Source organism: Burkholderia sp. L-4, from assembly GCF_056856535.1.
This window is the reverse complement of record NZ_JBXEOX010000002.1, coordinates 2941641-2959324: the sequence shown is the minus strand read 5'-3', so window position 1 is coordinate 2959324 and position 17684 is coordinate 2941641. Positions and strand designations below refer to the sequence as shown.

At 61.1% G+C, this 17684-nt stretch carries 16 protein-coding genes; 5 read left to right on the top strand and 11 right to left on the bottom strand.

All coding sequences use genetic code 11. The features are described 5' to 3' along the window. Positions 1 to 64: 64 nt before the first annotated feature. On the top strand, positions 65 to 643 hold the full coding sequence (locus tag AC1VVG_RS30205; protein ID WP_059556818.1) for an NnrU family protein: 579 nt from the start codon (positions 65 to 67) through the stop codon (positions 641 to 643). A 20-nt stretch (positions 644 to 663) separates the two neighbouring features. Here AC1VVG_RS30205 and AC1VVG_RS30200 read toward each other — a convergent pair whose 3' ends face one another. Beyond that, the gene (locus tag AC1VVG_RS30200) at positions 664 to 921 is read right to left on the bottom strand and encodes a hypothetical protein (protein ID WP_482837148.1); all 258 of its coding nucleotides are present in this window, start codon (positions 919 to 921) and stop codon (positions 664 to 666) included. A gap of 53 nt (positions 922 to 974) precedes the next feature. Further along, positions 975 to 1712, bottom strand: a complete 738-nt coding sequence (locus AC1VVG_RS30195; protein WP_482837146.1) for a sulfite exporter TauE/SafE family protein — start codon at positions 1710 to 1712, stop codon at positions 975 to 977. Positions 1713 to 1966: 254 nt separating this feature from the next. On the opposite strand from AC1VVG_RS30195, the gene AC1VVG_RS30190 reads away from it, so the two are divergent. Further along, positions 1967 to 2401, top strand: a complete 435-nt coding sequence (locus AC1VVG_RS30190) for a hypothetical protein (protein WP_034189357.1) — start codon at positions 1967 to 1969, stop codon at positions 2399 to 2401. 225 nt (positions 2402 to 2626) lie between these two features. On the opposite strand, the gene AC1VVG_RS30185 is transcribed toward AC1VVG_RS30190, so the two are convergent. The 7 genes from AC1VVG_RS30185 to AC1VVG_RS30155 form a co-directional block, all read right to left on the bottom strand. Then, positions 2627 to 2770, bottom strand: coding sequence for a hypothetical protein (locus AC1VVG_RS30185; protein ID WP_185733089.1), 144 nt, complete (start codon positions 2768 to 2770; stop codon positions 2627 to 2629). Further along, positions 2767 to 4239 (bottom strand): TolC family protein, encoded by a 1473-nt coding sequence (locus AC1VVG_RS30180; RefSeq protein WP_080287874.1) that lies wholly within the window; start codon positions 4237 to 4239, stop codon positions 2767 to 2769. The genes AC1VVG_RS30185 and AC1VVG_RS30180 overlap by 4 nt, the downstream gene beginning before the upstream one ends. Continuing rightward, positions 4236 to 6329, bottom strand: coding sequence for a peptidase domain-containing ABC transporter (locus tag AC1VVG_RS30175; RefSeq protein ID WP_034189359.1), 2094 nt, complete (start codon positions 6327 to 6329; stop codon positions 4236 to 4238). Before AC1VVG_RS30175 ends, AC1VVG_RS30180 begins: the two co-directional genes overlap by 4 nt. A gap of 34 nt (positions 6330 to 6363) precedes the next feature. Further along, on the bottom strand, positions 6364 to 7689 hold the full coding sequence (locus AC1VVG_RS30170) for an HlyD family secretion protein (RefSeq protein ID WP_124670260.1): 1326 nt from the start codon (positions 7687 to 7689) through the stop codon (positions 6364 to 6366). Positions 7690 to 7713: 24 nt separating this feature from the next. Next, positions 7714 to 8667, bottom strand: a complete 954-nt coding sequence (locus AC1VVG_RS30165; RefSeq protein ID WP_482837143.1) for a CPBP family intramembrane glutamic endopeptidase — start codon at positions 8665 to 8667, stop codon at positions 7714 to 7716. A 166-nt stretch (positions 8668 to 8833) separates the two neighbouring features. Further along, a complete protein-coding gene (locus AC1VVG_RS30160; RefSeq protein WP_185732745.1) occupies positions 8834 to 9295 on the bottom strand; it encodes a hypothetical protein in 462 nt (153 codons plus the stop codon). A 110-nt stretch (positions 9296 to 9405) separates the two neighbouring features. Continuing rightward, positions 9406 to 12168 (bottom strand): outer membrane protein assembly factor BamB family protein, encoded by a 2763-nt coding sequence (locus tag AC1VVG_RS30155; RefSeq protein WP_482837142.1) that lies wholly within the window; start codon positions 12166 to 12168, stop codon positions 9406 to 9408. 970 nt (positions 12169 to 13138) lie between these two features. On the opposite strand from AC1VVG_RS30155, the gene AC1VVG_RS30150 reads away from it, so the two are divergent. The 3 genes from AC1VVG_RS30150 to AC1VVG_RS30140 all read left to right on the top strand — a co-directional run bounded on the left by AC1VVG_RS30150 (position 13139) and on the right by AC1VVG_RS30140 (position 16502). Next, complete coding sequence (locus tag AC1VVG_RS30150; RefSeq protein WP_482837140.1) at positions 13139 to 14428, top strand: NAD(P)/FAD-dependent oxidoreductase; 1290 nt, start codon at positions 13139 to 13141, stop codon at positions 14426 to 14428. A 16-nt stretch (positions 14429 to 14444) separates the two neighbouring features. Then, on the top strand, positions 14445 to 15002 hold the full coding sequence (locus AC1VVG_RS30145; protein ID WP_034189364.1) for a helix-turn-helix domain-containing protein: 558 nt from the start codon (positions 14445 to 14447) through the stop codon (positions 15000 to 15002). 153 nt (positions 15003 to 15155) lie between these two features. After that, a complete protein-coding gene (locus AC1VVG_RS30140; RefSeq protein ID WP_034189365.1) occupies positions 15156 to 16502 on the top strand; it encodes a glutamine synthetase family protein in 1347 nt (448 codons plus the stop codon). A gap of 25 nt (positions 16503 to 16527) precedes the next feature. Here AC1VVG_RS30140 and AC1VVG_RS30135 read toward each other — a convergent pair whose 3' ends face one another. Beyond that, complete coding sequence (locus tag AC1VVG_RS30135; RefSeq protein ID WP_049029693.1) at positions 16528 to 17055, bottom strand: GNAT family N-acetyltransferase; 528 nt, start codon at positions 17053 to 17055, stop codon at positions 16528 to 16530. A 50-nt stretch (positions 17056 to 17105) separates the two neighbouring features. After that, a complete protein-coding gene (locus AC1VVG_RS30130; protein WP_034189517.1) occupies positions 17106 to 17684 on the bottom strand; it encodes a hypothetical protein in 579 nt (192 codons plus the stop codon).

Here is a 17684-nt window from a genome sequence, read left to right as displayed (position 1 = left end):
CGAACGGCGCATCGTACGTCGCGCGGAACGTATCCCCACTCATCATTCCAGACGGAGACAGTCGATGCTCGTCCTGATTCTCGGTTTAGCGATCTTCCTCGGTGTGCACTCGATCCGGATCGTCGCCGGCGGCTGGCGCTCCACGACGATCGAGCGGATCGGCGAGAAGGGCTGGAAGGGCGGTTATTCGATCGCGTCGGTCGTCGGCTTCGTGCTGATCGTCTGGGGGTACGGGATCGCCCGCTCGGGCGCGACGCTGCTGTGGGTGTCGCCGGTCGGCGTGCGCCACCTGACGGGCATGCTGACCGCGGTCGCGTTCGTGCTGATCGCCGCGTCGTACGTGCCGCGCAACCGGATCAAGACGCTCGTCGGACACCCGATGCTGGCCGGCGTGATGGTCTGGGCCGTGGCGCACCTGCTCGTGAACGGCACCGTGCATGCGGTCGTGCTGTTCGGTGCGTTCTTCGTGTGGTCGATCGTCGATTTCGTCGTGTCGCGTGCGCGCGATCGCCGCGACGGCGTCCGCTACCCGGCCGGCGCGCTGTCGGGCGACATCGTCGCCGTGCTGGGCGGGATCGTCGTCTGGGCCGTGTTCGCGCGGTTCCTGCACGGCCCGCTGATCGGCGTGCGGCCGTTCGGCTGAACGCGCACGCCGGCCGCCCGTCAACGCATCCTCGCCAGGAACGAGTTCATCACCGACATGAACGATTCGAACAGCACGGTCTTCATCGCGACGGCCGCACCCGTGAAGCCCGCGATGTTGGACAGCGACACTTGCGGCGATTTCTGGTTGGCCTTGTCGGTCCACGGCATGCACAGGATCAGGATCGACACCGAGCCGACGTAGCACACCATCACGCGCACGATCACGCCGCCAAGCGCGATCATCGTGATGTGCCGTTGCTTGAGGCTTTGCCTCAACGCGTTGTCCGCCTCTCCTGCCTCTCGTTATCGTTGGGCGGGAAGCGCGTGCGTCAGATCGGCTTGACGAACAATCCGATGGTCAGCACGACGCCGATGCAGACGATCCCGATCCGCAGGATGCGTTCGTTCACGCGATGCAGCGCCCACGTGCCGAGCAGCCCGCCGACGATCGCGCCGCCGCCGAGCGCGAGTGCCGATCCCCAGTGCAGGTGCGGCGACGTCACGAACAGCACGACGGCTGATGCGTTCATCACGCCCGCGAGTGCGTTCTTCGTCGACATCGCGTGACGCGGCGACAGACCGGCCATCGTCAACACGGCCATCATCAGGAAGCCGAGTCCGCCGCCGAAGTAGCCGCCGTAGATCGCGATCATGAATTGCGAGATCGCGGCAGGGACGGTGCCGAGGTGCGCCGCGCCTTCGCGCGGCTTCCGGAAGAAGCTGCCCCACGCGAACACGATGGTCGCGAACAGCACGAGCCACGGTACAAGGCGCGAGAAGATCGACGAAGGCGTCTTCAGCAGCAGCAGCCCGCCGAGTGCGCCGCCGACCACGCTGATCGCGAACAGCGCGCGAAACGACAGCTTGCTCGCGCCGCGCACCATTTTTCGGCTGGCCCAGCCGGTCGTGACCTGCGCGGGAAACAGCGCGACCGTCGACGTGATGTTCGCCGCGAGCGGCGACATGCCCGACACGATCAGCGCGGGCAGCGTGACGAACGAGCCGCCGCCGGCGAGGGTGTTCTGCAGGCCGGCCCAGAGGCCGGCGAGGATGACGAGAGCGAGCATCGGAGCGCAACGAGGGAGGTGGCAGGCCCGCTTGCCGGATACGGGCAGGCGCGGTGGACGCCCGATGGTAATGCAGGATCGCGCCCTTCGGTGCTTCGCCGCCTCGTGGCGCGAGCGCGGTCCGGGTGCGCAGGCGCAGCCGTGCGCGTGGCGTTCGAGCCGGGAACACGCCCGATTTAACGCTTCATTACGATAGGCTTAACGGAATGGTGCTAAATTCCCGTCGATATCTCGAAAATCAGAAGGGCGGACAGATGCTGAAGAAACTGGGTGTGATGGCAGTGGTGGCCGGCGTGACGGCGATGGTGTCGTTGCCTGCCGTGGCAGGCGATACGAATAACGCACTGGGCGGTGCGTTGGGCGGCGTCGCGGGCGCGGCGGTCGGCAATGCGATCGGCGGCAGCACGGGCACGGTCATCGGCGGTGCGGTAGGCGGCGGCGCGGGCGGTGCGGTCACGTCGAACAAGCGCGAGCGCACGGGCGCGGTCGTCGGCGGCGCACTGGGCGGCGGCGCGGGCGCCGCAGCGGGCAATGCGATGGGCGGTACGGCGGGCGGTCTCGTCGGCGCAGCCGTGGGCGGCGGCGCGGGCGCGGCGCTGGGCGGCCACGTGTCGCGCAACAACGCCCGTTCCAACGACCACTATCACGGCAACAAGCACAAGAAGAAGCGCAACAAGCACTACGACTGAGCGTCGGTTTCCCGGTGCGTGCCGGTCGTGCCGGGTGATCGACCGCGTATGAGCGGCGAGGGCGGCGGTCCGGCCGACGTCCGTCTTTCCGCCTTCGATGCGCCGTGCGTCGAGCATCCGATGCTGGAGGAGGCGTCAAGCCGCGTCGACTGCGTCGCTTGATCGCCTGCGCCGACCAAGCGCCCTGGTTGCACGACCGGTACTGGCGTATCGACAAGCTGACGTTCAGGCATCGTGGCCGTCTTGGTCATCGGTCCGGCAACGGATGACGTTGATGCAGTGATTGGCACAGGCAAGGCCCGGATAAGAAGTCGCAGAGAAGGCAAGAAAAATCTCCGTCGTAGCGTTGTTGATGACGAATATCTTCATGGCGCTTCAGCGTGCGGCGTCCAACGCTCGCCGTCGAGCGTCCCAATCGAAAATGCCAGCACTAGCCTCGACACACGCCAATCGGCCTGAGATTGCACGACCTGACGTCGCGCCGTTGCGAGGGTAGTTTGGGCGTTCAGAACATCGAGCAGGGGACCGACGCCGGCACTGTAGCGTTTGCTCGCCACGTCGTACGCTTCCTGCGCGCTTTCCTGCGTCGAAGAGGCGACCTGTAGATTGGCCGTCTTCGTTATCACGTCCTGATAGTTGCGCCATACTGCCGACGCGACTTCCAGTTCGGCTTTGTGCAGGCTTGCGCGGTCGATATCAACTTGAGCTTCCGATGCCTGACGGTGATACTCCTGACCAAACCCTGAAAAGATCGGGATGCTGATCTGAATTCCCACATATTTGCTGTACGTGCGCGTGTCGCGTGGAAATGCGCCTAATGACTTGTCGTTGCTCAACGAGCCGGACAAGGAAATCGTGGGCAGTTCCTCCCTGTGTGCAAGTTTCGCGTTCGCGTCGTCAGCTTCGATCAGGGCTTGCGCCTCGCGTACCTTCGGGTTGACAGCTTTTGCGAGCGCCAGCAGATCAGCAATCGAAGACGTGAAATTCACGTCCGGTTGAGCGCCCGCGCTCACATCGACTTCAATGGAGGTTTCGACGGGAATTCCCATGCGTAGACACAAGGTGCCCTGCGCTGCCTTGAGCGCACCTGTCGCGTTCACGCGTGTGTAAATTGCTTCCTGCCACGCGGCCTTTGCCTGCAATTCATCGTTCAGTGTACCGGCGCCTGCAAGGTGTTTATGCCGGGCAATCTGAAAGCTTCGTTCGGCATTCGCCTCGGCGTTGCCCGCAGCATCAAGTGTGCTTTGTGCAGTCCAGACTGAGTAAAACGCCGCTGCGGCCTGTTCGAACACAGATTGCAGTGCTTCGGTATGGCTCGCCTTGGAAAGCTCAAGAAGACCGTTATAGTAGGCCAGATTCGCGTCACGCCTTCCGAAATCGAAGAGCACCCACGAGAGCCGCAACTCGCCATAACGATCCGATGCGCGGCCCATCGCATCAGGCAGTGTCGGACCAGATAGGGTTTCGGTTTCAACTGTACGCGAACGTGTGCCACTGGCGTCTAGCGTCGGCAACCACGCAGATTTTGCGACACCCACCTGAGCCGCGTTCAAGACCATGTTCGCCCAGCTCTCGCGCACGGTCGGATCGCTGCACAGAGCGCGGCTGACTGCGTCATACAGGGAAACAGGCGAATGAAGGCTCGCGTCGCTACAGGCGCCTGTAGCGCGTGCCATCCGGTTCAAATAGGGCGACACGTCTTCCAGTCCTCTTCGCGTCGAAAAAGGATCGAGTTGCGCATGCGTCAGCGGAACGACGAGCATGGCGACCGCGAGGCAGGCAACAACGAGCGCACAACGGTATGAAAGCGTCTGAAGCGCGACATTCTTCTTTCTCATGCTGTTTCCCGAACCTGCCCAAGTTCGATGACGCGATCAGCTGTTGCGATGGTTTCAGGACGGTGCGCGACAATGATCCGCGTGATGTTCAGCTTGCGCATCGCCGCGTTCACGGCGCGCTCGTTGTTCACGTCAAGATGGCTCGTCGCCTCATCGAGCAGGAGCAGTTTCGGACGGCGGTAAAGGGCGCGTGCGAGCATCACGCGTTGCCGCTGACCTGCGGACAGGGCAGACCCCATGTCTCCGATATAGGTGTAGTAGCCCATCGGCATCGCACGAATATCAGCATTGACGGAAGCCATTTCCGCGCATTCCGTGATCCACGCGAAGTCGGGCGTTGGATCGAAGAAACTGATGTTCTCGGCAATCGATCCGGCGAACAGTCGATCCTCTTGCATCACGACGCCGATCAGGGAACGATAGTTCGCAAGCCCCATTTGCCGAATCGGTATTCCGCCCGCGATAATTTCCCCAGAATACGGTGCCAACAAGCCTGCGAGCAGTTTCAGCAACGTGGTTTTGCCTTGGCCAGATGGCCCGACAATTGCAACAGCTTCGCCGGCCTCAACACGCAGATCGAGGTTGTCGATGATCTTCGGTCCGTTCTTCGAATAGCTGTATGACAATTTCTTGACTTCGAGCGTCGGCACAAATTCATCCACGTCCGGCGCTCGCATCACTTCATCCGGCTCCCGTTTCGTGAGCACGATATCCGCCAGTCGCGCCGCGTGAAGTTTGAGAATTCGCAGCTCGTAAACTTTGTCGATCAACGCAGTAAAGCGTGCGGTGAACTGCCCACGATAGGACAGGAAGGCGAACAGCATCCCGAGCGAGAGCGACCGGTCAATGACGGCAAGCGCGCCGAAGTAGGTTACGAGAATCGCTTCGAGCCCGAAGATGAAATGATTGCTTGTGGTGGCGATCAGTTGAAGCCGCCGCGTTCGCAGATCGGCGTTCTTCTCGCTTACGATCACATTCAGCCAGCGGGCTAGCCGGTCCTCCGCCTTACCAAACAGGCGCACGCTCTGAATGCCTCGGACTGATTCCATGAGCAGACTTTTGCCTCGTGCGGCGAAAACAATCTGCTTCTGGTTCGACATGCGCAGTGCGCCATAAATACAGGCGCGCAAGATCGCGTAGAGCACCACGGCAACCACACTGATAAGCGATAGCCGGGCGTTGTAGACGATCATGATAATGATGGTGCCGATCGACATGAGACCATCGAGCACGGATTCAACGAAGCCGACCGTCAGCGCTTGCTGGATCGTGTTGACGCTATCGAAGCGGGAAACGATATCGCCGATGTGACGTTTGCCGAAATAGTCGAGCGGCAGATTCAGCAGATGTCTGAACACGTTCGCCAACCATTGCACATTCACGAGCGTGCTGAACGTCGTGACAGCCCACGATCGCATTGCCTCTGTCGCGATATGGATCACCAGCACCAACCCGAAACCCAGCGCCAAAATCAGAAGTAGGTGTCGATCGCCGGTCGTAATGGCTTGGTCCGTGACCCATTCGGGATAGAAAGGTGCAACGATGGTGAAGACTTCAAGCGCAAGGGCGAGCAGGAAGATTCTGAGCAGCCCGCGCCCGACACCACTTGCACGACCCATCAGGGAACGCAGACCGATTTCCTGCTTGTCCCGGCGAGGCTGAAAGGCCGGCGTCGGCAAGAGTTCCAATGCCATGCCGCTGAAATGCAGCGACAATTCCTTGAGCGGCATGCGCCGCGCGCCGAGCGCGGGGTCAACCAACATCACATGATCGCGGCCAACTCGTTCGAGGACGACAAAATGCCGAAAATCCCAATGCAGAATGCACGGCAGCCGCAGCAGGTGAAGCTCTTCCGGCTCCAGTCGAACCGCGCGCCCGGCAAGATCGAGTGATGCGCCGATCTTGACAAGATCGAGCAGCGTCAGCCCCTTGAGTGATGGCGAAAAGCGTCGCCGCAACGTTGGCAGATCGGTGTCGTAGCCATGAAACGTTGCGATCATGCTGATGCAGGCAAGTCCGCATTCCGTTGCTTCGGTTTGCAAATGCACGTCAACACTACGCCGAAATCCGAATTGAAGTTGGCGGTTCATGGTTGCTCTGGTTAGGGTAAAGCGTGAACTGCGGTCAGGGTGAGCGGCGGGTTAGCGTGTACAGCGGTTCCAGCACCCATTCGTACAGCTTGCGCGTATCGAGCACTACGTCTGCGTCGACGCGCATCCCGTCCTGCAAGGGAATCGACTCGCCGTAGGCGTTGATGGTCTGTGAATCGAGCGCAACCGTAATCTGATACAGGTTCTCGGACCTGTCGGCATCGCCCGTTTCGGTTGCGGTCTGCAATTGCGACGGGCTCAAGGCGGTGCGAGCGATCTGCGTGACCTTGCCCGCGTAGGCCCCAAATTTCTGATACGGGAACGCTTCGTATCGCAATTCGACGGGCGCGCCGATCTTGACGAAACCGACTGCCTTGCTCGGCGCAAACAGTTTCACGTCGAGGCTCCCGCCTTGCGGCAGTAGCGACATCAAAGGTGTTGATCCGTTGACCGACTGGCCGGGACGAGTGAGCAGAGCCGTTACGGTGCCTGCGATTTGCGCCGGTATCGTGATTTCTCGGTTGGATTCGTTGTCGGCGATTTCGCCGTCCACCTGTAGCATTTGCCGACGGATCGAGTCCAGTTGGTTTTGTTCATCAAGCGGTGCATTTCGAAGATCAGCCTTAACCTGCGCGAGTTCCACTTGAGAGGCCGTACGTTGCTTTCGCAGGTCTTCGAGTTGCGCCTGACTCATCAGCATGCTTTGCTCATGCTGCTCGAATTCGGATTGGGACACCACATCGTCACGCCGCAATTGTTCGAACCGCGCACTGTCGATTTCTGCCAGCTTTGATCGCGCCTCAAGGGTCGTGATTTCCGTCTCCAGATGCCGAATACCCGCGCTCAGTTCGATGGCCTTCGCCTTGAGCATCGCAATGTTCTGTTCGACGATGCTTTGTATATGCCGCGAGTCGCCTTCCAGGCTGGAACGCCGCGCATTCAGTTCAACACCGATCTGCTGCCGCGAGTTGCCGCCAGCGATAGTGCGCTCTGTTGACACGACGACCAAAGGTCGGCCGACATTAACCACGTCTCCTTCGTTGACGAGCACGCGGATAACCGTGCCGACCGTTGGCGCGAATATCTCCGCCGCGCCGTTGTCGATCATGACCCGGCCTTGTACTTCCTCCTTTCGCGTGTACTCGCCGAAGATCATGAACAACACGACGGCGGTCGCGATTGCGAAGAACACGATGCTGGTCGTGAGGCTGCGTGCCGAACCCGTCAGCACAACCTCACCGAGCCATTGATGCTGACGAAATTCGAGCGCAGCGGGGCGGAATAGCAATGCACGGTTACTTTGCCGTGGCTGTTTCTCTTCCGGCTGCTCTGCGTTGGGGACGGTCGATATCTCGCTCATGCTTATCTTGTTGTCAGCGGATGATCACACGCTCTGAGCATCGATGGCGCTTGCGGCTTCTTTAGATACAAACCAGCCGTTCGTCTTCTTCAAAAACCAGTACATCAAAGCGAAAGGCAGGACACCTTTGAGCATGGCAAAGACAACCGCGTCAGCTATCAGGACTGGATTGTTTACGAATCCGGACGTTGAAATTTGCGCATGTTGCTGCGCGTGGGAGAACAGGATCGGCAGCATCATTGCGCAGATGTTCATCATCGTATGCGCCCCGATCGACAGTTCCAGTCGTTGATCGCGTAAACTCAATGCAGAAAACCCAAGCGAGCAAAAGAACAGTGTCGTTTTGATGGGCCAGTCGTAATGTGTGTGGTAGATCGCGAAGAGGGCGGCAACGATTGCGACGACGATGAGCGGGGAACGCACATATTGCCCGAGCGTTTGCGTCAACCACCCACGGAAAAACAATTCCTCGGCGAACGCGAGAACGAGAATGCCGAGCCACGCGCCAAGCATCCCTAGAATCCGACCAAAACTTAGAATGTCCTGCAGCGGTTGAAGATGCCCGAACGGAAGCGTCCATGCGCCAATTCGAATCGACGTATAGATGGACATGACTAAGGCTGCTATCACGAAGGCAGGAAGATAAAGGACCGCGCCGAACAGGCAACGCCGAAGTCGGAAACGCAGGTCGACGGAAATCAGGGAGAGGTACGGGCGTCGCAAGACGATCTTGCATGCAAGCCAGAAGCCTATGATGCCCGTGGTGCTGGCTGTATTGGTGTACAGCGAGATAGCTGCCCGAGCGGCATCAAAATTCTTGAAATACAGCGTCCATCCTGAAAACATCAGGACTCCAAGCGTGCCGATGATACTGACGATCGCGCTAAGAAGGATCGTCGATGCTGTTGCTCGCCAATCAGTTCGGCCAAGCTTGGCAAGATCAATAAACGCACGCGCTATATTGTCTTCATTTTTCATGGAATTATGATCGAGTGAAACAACGGTTGCTTGCTTTTGGCGACGCAATTTTCGGTGCGCTGTGTGGTGCTATACCGATGAAGATAAGGCGTCCAGTCGCGGGACCAGTAGCGCGCCGTCATTCATCGATCAGGCTTGGTTCATAGCCTGTACACCAGAGCGTTGCTTAGTGGTTGTGACCGCCGCCGCCGATACCGAGCCCGTGAGCGGCAGCGCCAACCGCGTATCCTGCGGCGAAACCGATCGGAGAAGATTGGAAGGAGCCGAGGTTGGCAGTTTCAGCCTGACCTAACGACAGACCCTGTTGCGCGGCGTCATATCCGGCAACGGCCGCACCGCCCCACGTGGACATTGATTCGTCCTGCAAGCCCTTCGTGGCTTCCGCGAGTTGACCGTTGTTTTCAGCCTGCCCGATGGAATCGTTGGCATCGGAGTTGAAGCCTGCGTCGGCCAACGACGTCGCGTCGCTGCCTACTGCCGAATCGGCTGCGGAATCACCGTCGCCGTCACCATCCCCGTCGCCATCGCCATCGCCGTATCCGCCACCATCACCATCGCCGTCACCGCCGCCATCACCATCACCACCAGCCACGTAGCGCAGCAAATCCAGATCGTCAATCGTTTGCATGTGATTCACTCCTGAAGTATGCGGGTTTGACGTCTACATCCACAATGGCACCCGCGCAGCCATTGATTCACAATCGGTTGTCGAAACAGCTGACGCGAAAAGGTTGTGCGTCAGGATTCCGAGCGTTGCAGCACTTGCGACGGCGGTTGCGTGTGCGCCTGCTCGATGAATGCGCCGCGCACTGGAAGGGGATTTGCGTCGTCTGCTATCGCCCACGTCAGGCAAGGAGCGACTTCCCAGGTTGAGGCCGGAATATCCGGCAGCGCCGCGATGAACGACTCTTCGTCCGTCCATCGATGCAATGTCGATACAGGCAAGAAAGCTTGCGTCTGATTGCCATTTCGGCATATCAGTGCATCCCGATCCATGCGGAAGTGACCGCGACAGCGCGAGCGATCAACAGGACGGCCTCTGAATATCAGTGACAGGAACATGTGCGATGCACCGGCACCTTGGTCCGGCAGGGACTGTTGCAGATCACGCAAGTTCGCTATCTTGGGTGCCGGCACAAGCTGCGTTGTGAACGCTGCATCCATGTACCGAGTGACGGCCAGAGCGGAAAGTCGATCTACCACGCCCGAGAGCGAATCTTCCAGCTCATCCTGCTTTCGCGGATCGAGCAACCACGACACGAAGCGCGTCAGTGTCGTCGCGTCGTATGGAAGCGGAACGCCATAGGCCGGCCACGACATGTCATCGGTCTGTCGTTTAACGGTATGACGGTAAAGCGTGTGCCCTTCGCTGGGCGTCAGTTTGGCGTTGCGCAGCGCGTGCAGATACTGGCCGTGTTCGTTGCAGTATTCAGGGGAGTTCGGCAGCCCACCGCCGAGCTTGCCGCCTGCCGTTGCGCGCACGAGTATTCCGAATTTCTCGTGATCCAACTGATCGACTGCGACTTGCTCAAGCGGTCCGAACAGACTTACGCCAATGGCGGTATCGCGAAGCGAATCGACGGCCAGGTTCGCGCACGCCTTCGTCACCGCCACGATGACCGACAATTCCGGTGATAGGTCGCTTGAGTCGAACGTCCATTGACCGCCGCGCCCGATGCGCTGCAAAGTCGCGCGATTTCGCAGGCTCACGAAGACACCACCTTGCGGGAGAGCGCCGGTCAATTTGTATCCTAGCGGATCAGGCAGAGCGGTGCGATTCGCAATTGCATCGACAGCACGCCGCGCAAGCTGTAATGCGGTCACGTCGACCGTCGACTGCCCGTCTTGTGCTGGTTCGCGCACGACTGGCGGCGTCACGGACACGCCGTACAGGCGATTGGCCGTCGTCGCAACCGTGAGCATCTGATTAACCGCGTCATATTCGACGGCGGTTGTCACGGCATCAGGAAGCTGAAACACACCGGCGAGCGCAAACGTTTGAGGATCGATTGCACGTACGCGCCCGTTCGTGCTTCCGAACCAAATCCATGGGCCGATGCGGGCAGGAGACGAAAAAATCTTGGAGTGCGCGCCGATCTTCGCGATGCCTTCGCCGGTCGCCAAATCGATCACATACAGGTACTTGTCCGTAGAGCCGCAGTAGGCGCGAGCGCCGTCGATCAGCGGTGTTGTGTAGACGGCGTTGCCGGTCTGGATGCAGAACTTCAGTTCGCCGCTATCGAGGCTTACGCCGCGAATGCCGCCGTCGAACGATCCGAATACGACTTGCCGGCGATCGGGATCGAGTGCGGGCGCATGCTTGACCGCGCCGTTCGTCTGAAATTGCCAACGGAGTGCGCCGGTACGTGCGTCGAGCGCCAGCAGGGCACCGTCGTTCGTGCCGCAGAGCACAAGCGAATCATCAGCGGCATAGAGCGGGGAGCCGTGGACGTAGCAACGGACCGGGCATTCCCAGACCTTGTGACCGGTTTCAGCGTCGATCGCGGCTATGCCGCCGCCTCGCGTTGGACTGGCGTATTCAACGCCGATAAAGACCAGATTCAGGTCTGATGCGTAGGCCGGTGAAGAGCCAATCCAATCGGGTTCGACGTATCGCCAGATTTCCCGGCCGCTTTGGGCACACAACGCGTACAGGTTACCGTCGTAGCCGCCGAAGAAAACGCGTCCGGGCGTCACGTACGGCGTAGACCAAATCCCTTTTGAGCGCGCCGCCTCGATCTTGAAACTCCAGCGCGTTTCGCCGCTTGCGCCATCGATGCAGCGCATTTCGCCGCTGTCGGTTCCGAAATAGATCAAGCCGCCTTGCGCGCGCGGTGCGGATTTCGGTACGACATAGTGGTGATTCGCGGAGGTCGCTTTGCTGAGCCAGCGCACGAGGAACGAAAGCTGCGTCGAATGGCTCGTCGGAACCGACAGTTTCAGGCCGAAATCACCTAGAACGTATGCGGACTCTACTGTAACGCCATGTCGCTTTTGCCAGTCCTCACCCGTATTGGACTGGTAGTCGATCACGCTCCACACTTTCCAGATGGGGCGATCAATTTCCGCTAATACAACGCGTGATTGTTCAATGCTCGCGCCGCTGTTGAAAATATCATCCACGAGCAGAATAGGTGCATCCGAAACCTCGCCTTCGATCGCGTTCATCCGGCCATAACGCTTACGCTCTTTGTGAATGATGAAGCCGCCGAGATGGTGCCCTTTGCGTGCGCCGGCCATAAGAATCGCAGCCACGAGCGGGACGGCGGCCATTTCCATGCCGCCGACCTGAAACGGCAGTTGATCCGCATAGCGATTCCAGAATAAATCCGCAAGCGTATCGAGTCCTTCCGAAGAAAGAAGGAGTGGTCGCAAATCGATCAGCCATTTAAGGGACTTTCCGCTTGACGATACAAGCTTGTATTTTGGTGCGCGAAATATGCATTTCGACTCAATTAAATTGCGTAACGCGGCCCGCCTGTTCAGGTTGGAATCATTCATGGTTTTTTTGTCGGTCGATTATTTCACGTGTCCCCGCCGCGATTCGCCTGTACAGGCGGATTACATCAATCCCCATCGCACTATGTGGGATCTTGCGATTGCCAAGAATTTCAGTTATATTAACGAAAGATTGCGGATGCATTCCGCATTTGACGCTCGGAATCACCTGCGTGGAGTTCGAATTCTGCATTTCTCATGCGAAGCAAAGTGAAGGTATTTTTAGAATATTTTCACGAATGAATTCATTGTGAATTTTTTATTGGTGGTATAGGTGAGATTATTCCGCGCGACAGAAGCTAAATATTAAATTTAGAGATAATAAAAAGCGCGGTCATCGAAATTAAATTCTCGTTGAAACCGATTTCAGTCGAGTGGGTGCTTTGGAGCGAACACGCCGGTGTTCGCAACCTGAGCGGCCTAAGAAGGCCCCTGACACGGTGTCTTTGTCTTATAAACGCGACAAAGTGCCGGATGCGTGATCGTCAACCTGGCATCAAATGAAAGGTCGGCGTGTCAGATTAATTTGACATAATTAACATGGCGCCGAAAAGTCTGTGGTAGCCATAGGGAATTCCGAGTTCTGTACGCGTGCACTCCTGGTCAGGGGTGTACCGCTGCATTGCACGAGCGGGCGGCGGAGTAAGGAAACGCCGGCTTGATGCAGTCAACAGTCGCCCATACGCGACTTCAGCGCGCAGCAGCCGGTGCATCGGTCGGTGGTCGATCACGCTGTAGCGCCGAGGGCGTGTGGCGACCTCTTCAAGCTATTGTTTTATTGAGGAACATTCGCGGGCATTCGCAGCCGGCGTGGGTCCTTGCAAGTTCCGATTCGAACGAAAAAAAATTCAAGTTGGATGCATCTCGACAGCCATGCCGGTTCATCCGACCGGGTTTCCGCCCGCTTGCTTCCGTGAAATTGCCGTGCTAATTTTTCATGAAATTTCTCGGCGTAATTTTCACGGGAGCGCGCATGTTCGTGCAGTCCGACCGTCACGTCGCAAGCTACTACGCCGGCACCTACCCGGCGTCGATCCCGCATCGTCCCGCACTGGACGAACGCATCGATGCCGACGTGCTCGTCGTCGGCGCGGGCTTCAGCGGGCTGCATACGGCGTTGCGCCTGGCGCTGGCCGGCAAGCGCGTGGTCGTGCTCGAAGCGAGCCGCGTCGCGTGGGCGGCGTCGGGGCGCAACGGCGGGCAGGCGCTGCTCGGCTGGTCGTGCGACATGCAGCCGCTCGAGGATTCGCTCGGCCGCGACGGCGCGCGCCGGCTGTGGGACAGCATGCGCTGGGCGGCGGCCGAGGTGCGCGAACTGCCGGCGCGGCACGGTTTCGACATCGACTACCGGCCGGGCAGCCTGTGGGCGGCCGTACGGCCGCGTCGCGCCGCGATGCTTGCGCAGGCGCGCGACGAGGCGGCCGAGCGCTGGGGCTACGACCGGTTGCGGGTGATCGGCCGTGACGAGCTGCCCGAATGGATCGGCGGCAAGCGTTATCTCGCCGCGCTCCACGATCCCGAGGCCGGCCACCTGAATCCGCTGAAGCTCGCGCTCGGCCTCGCACAGACGATCGAGCGCGCGGGCGGCCGTATCTTCGAGCAGAGCCGCGTGCTCGACTGCCGCGAGACGGCCGGCGGCCACGTCGCGCGCACGTTACGCGGCGAAGTGCGTGCCGACGTACTCGTGCTGGCATGCAACGCCTACGTCGACCGCCTCGATCGCGAGCTTGCGCGCCGGCTGCTGCCGGTCGGCACGTACCAGGTCGCGACCGCGCCGCTTGCGCCCGACGTCGCGCGTGCGCTGCTGCCGCAGAACAGTTGCGTGATCGACAACCAGTTCGTGCCCGACTACTTCCGCCTGAGCCCCGACAACCGGTTGCTGTTCGGCGGCGGCTGCACGTATCTCGGCGGAATTCCGGCCGATATCGCGGCGGCGACGCGGCCGCACCTCGAACGCGTGTTCCCGCAACTGGCCGGCGTGCCGCTCGACTACGCATGGGGCGGCCATATCGACATCAGCATGCGCCGCACGCCTGACATCGGCCGACACGGGCAGCGTTTCTGGCTGCAGGGCTTCTCGGGGCACGGCGTGCTGCCGACGCTGGCCGGCGCGCGCGCGGTGGCCGACGCCGTGCTCGGCGACGAACGCCTGCTCGCGCAGTACCAGCGCATCCGCAACCCGCGTTTTCCCGGCGGCGACCGGCTCGCCGCACCGCTGGAAGCGATCGGCAAGGCCTGGTACCGTTTGCGCGATGCCGTCTGACCCACCGGAACCCGTCATGAACGAACAGGAAGAGATAGAAAGTCTGGCGATCCTGATCCGCGACCTGCGCAAGCACCGCAAGGTCACGCTCAACGATCTGGCTGAACGGATCGGCCGCTCGGTCGGCTTTCTGTCGCAGGTCGAGCGCGGGCTGTCGCGCCCGACGGTCGCGGATCTCACCGCGATCGGCGAGGCGCTCGGCGTGCCGACCACGTACTTCTACAGTCTGAGCAAGCCGCGCAGCGTGCCGTGGGTCACGCGGCCCGACGAAAGGCGCACCGTGTATTACGCGGCCGGCATCACCGATATTCTCGTGTCGCCGAACATGCGCTCGCGCTTCTCGATCCTCGAGAGTCATCTCGCGCCGGGCGCGAGCAGCGGCGAGCGGCCGGTCGACGACAGCGACGAGCAGGGCGGTTTCGTGCTCGAAGGAGAACTGACGATCTGGATCGACGGCGACGACACGCCGGTCACGCTCGGCCCGAACGACGCATTCCAGTTGCCCGCGCACAAGCGCTTCCGTTACGCCAACCTGACCGACGTGCCGACGCGCGTGATCTGGGTATTCACCTGAGTGGTCGGCGGGGCACGCGGTGTCACAGGCCGCCGCGCTACGCAGCCTGTTTGTAGTACTGATTGAAATGCGGCGTGCAGGATCACGCGTGCCGCGCGAATCCGGTTCGCCGCGTTGCGGCGCCGCCATACCAGGACATGGAAAGGATGAGACATGGCTGACGTCGTTCCCGCGCTGGTCGATGAAGTCCGCGCGTTCCGGCAGGCGCACCCCGAGATCCGTTATGTCGACCTGATCTGCCTCGATTTGCCGGGACACTTCTACGGCAAGCGTTACCCGATCGATGCGCTCGAAAAGGTCGCGGCCGGTTCGCTGCTGAAGCTGCCGCAGAACTGCGTGCTGCTCGGCACGCAGGGCGGCCTCTACAAGATCGGCGACTACTGCTTCAACGACGGCGATCCCGACGCGCCGCGCCGCTTGATTCCCGGCACGCTGAAGCCGGTGCGCTGGGAGCGGCAGCCGCTCGCGCAGATGCTGATCAGTTCCGACGGCACCGATGCGCCGATCGAGTTCGAGCCGCGCGAGGTGCTTGCGCGCGTGCTGCGGCGGTTCGCGGCGCGGGGCATCCGGCCTGTCGTCGCGTTCGAGCTCGAATTCTACCTGTTCGCCGCGCAGCTCGCGGAAGGGATGCCGCAGTATCCGCGCGACCGGTTGAGCGACGACCGCGACGATCAGCCGAACATGCATATCGAGCGCCTGTCGCGCTTTTCCGACGTGCTGCACGAGATGGTCGATGCCGCGCGCGAGCAGGGTGTCGACGCGACGGTGATCACCGCCGAGCTCGGGCCCGGCCAGTTCGAGATCAATTTCGGCCACACCGACGACGCGCTGCGCGCGGCCGACTGGTCGGCGCTGTTCTGCCGCAGCACGCGCGGCGTCGCGTTGCAGCACGGCTATCGCGCGAGCTTCATGGGCAAGCCGTACCTGCATGCGCCGGGCAGCGGGATGCACGTGCACGTGAGCCTGTACGACGACGCGGGGCGCAACCTGCTCGCGGCGGACGGGCAGCGGCCGTTGCGGCATGCGGTGGCCGGCTGCCTCGCGCTGCTGCCGCACTGCATGCCCGTGTTCGCGCCGAATCACAACGCGTTCCGGCGCTACGGGTCGATGGTGAATGCGGCGAGCCGCGCAAGCTGGGGCTTCGAGGATCGCGATGCATGCATCCGGATTCCGGAGTCGGATGCCCGCAACCTGCGGATCGAACACCGGCTCGCGAGCGCGGATGCGAATCCGTATCTGGTGCTCGCGGCGATCCTGTCAGGGATGGAACACGGGCTCGACGCGCGGATCGATCCGATCGCGCCGCTCAACGAGGATCGCGGCAGCGGGATCGATTTCCCGAAGGAGATGCTGTCGGCCGTCGCCGCGATGCAGGATCATCCGGCCGTACGCGAAGGGCTCGGCAGCGAGTTCGTGATGGTGTATTGCGAAAACAAGCGGCAGGAAGAGCTGGATTTTCGCAATGAAATCGGCGCGCGGGAGTATCGGTGGTTTCTTTGACGGCCGTGCCGGCCGCTGGAGCCGGTCAGGGAAGCGCGCGCCAGTAGCGCACCTCCTCGATCGGCGTCCCGTCGATCTCGAACGTCTTGATGTCGTCTTCGGCGACGAAGCCTTCGCGTTCGTAGAATGCCCTGGCCCGGCGGTTCTTGATCAGTACCCACAGCGACACCCAGGCATGGCCGGCATCATGCAGCGACCGGCACGCATGATCGACCAGCGCCGCGCCGATGCCTTGCCCGCAATGCGACGGATGCAGATAGATCGCTTCGATTTCGCCCCACGCGCGATCCTTGTCGGTGTCGCGGGTCGGACCGTAGGCGATCCAGCCCGTCAACGCGTTTCCCGAGAGCGCAAGCGCGACGCACGGCCGTCCTGCGTCGAGTGCATAACGCCACCCGGCCGTGCGCTTTTCGATCGACAGGCCGGCGAGGAACGGAGCCGGCATGATGTCCGTGTAGGTCGCTTGCCAGGATGCGACGTGGATGCCGGCAATGGCGGGCGCATCGGCGGCGGTGGCGGCGCGGATGTCGATCGTCGTCGTGTTCGGTGCCATGCGTACCTCGCCTGATCGTGTGCCGTGCGCAGCGTTGCCCTGCACGGAATTCATTCCGCCGGATCCAGGCTGCTGTCGATGGCGAAACTGTAGCCGAGATCCACGTGTGACGCGTCGCTCGGCGTGTCGGTTTTCTTCAGCACGAACTCGAACGCGGGTTCGAACCAGCCGTTGCGCGGCACTTCGCCACCGAGGACTTCGACGTCGTACCAGCCGTTGTCGAGGTCGATCACGGGCCGGCCCGGTTCGCGATAACGCGCCAGCAGCGCGTTCACCGATTCGTCGTTGAAGCGTTCGAGAATGCGCCACGTGTAAAGCATCACCGAACGGTGTTCGACGCGTAGCACGTATCCGCCGCGCCGATGCTGCAGACGGCTTCCCGCCTTCAGCAGTTCGGGCGTGTCGTCGTCCAGCGTGAAGATGACCGTATACGGATGGTTCTCGATACCGGCCAGCGGAATGACGACGCCTTCGAGCACGGCGTTGTCGCCGCTGTCGCCGGTCGTGAACGCGAACGCGACGTCGTCCGGCAGCCGATGTGTTTCCTTGTAGCGCTTCAGCAGCAGAAGATCGCCGACGAGGAAACAGTCGATCAGGTCGTTGAGGACTTCGGAGAATTCATGCCGCAT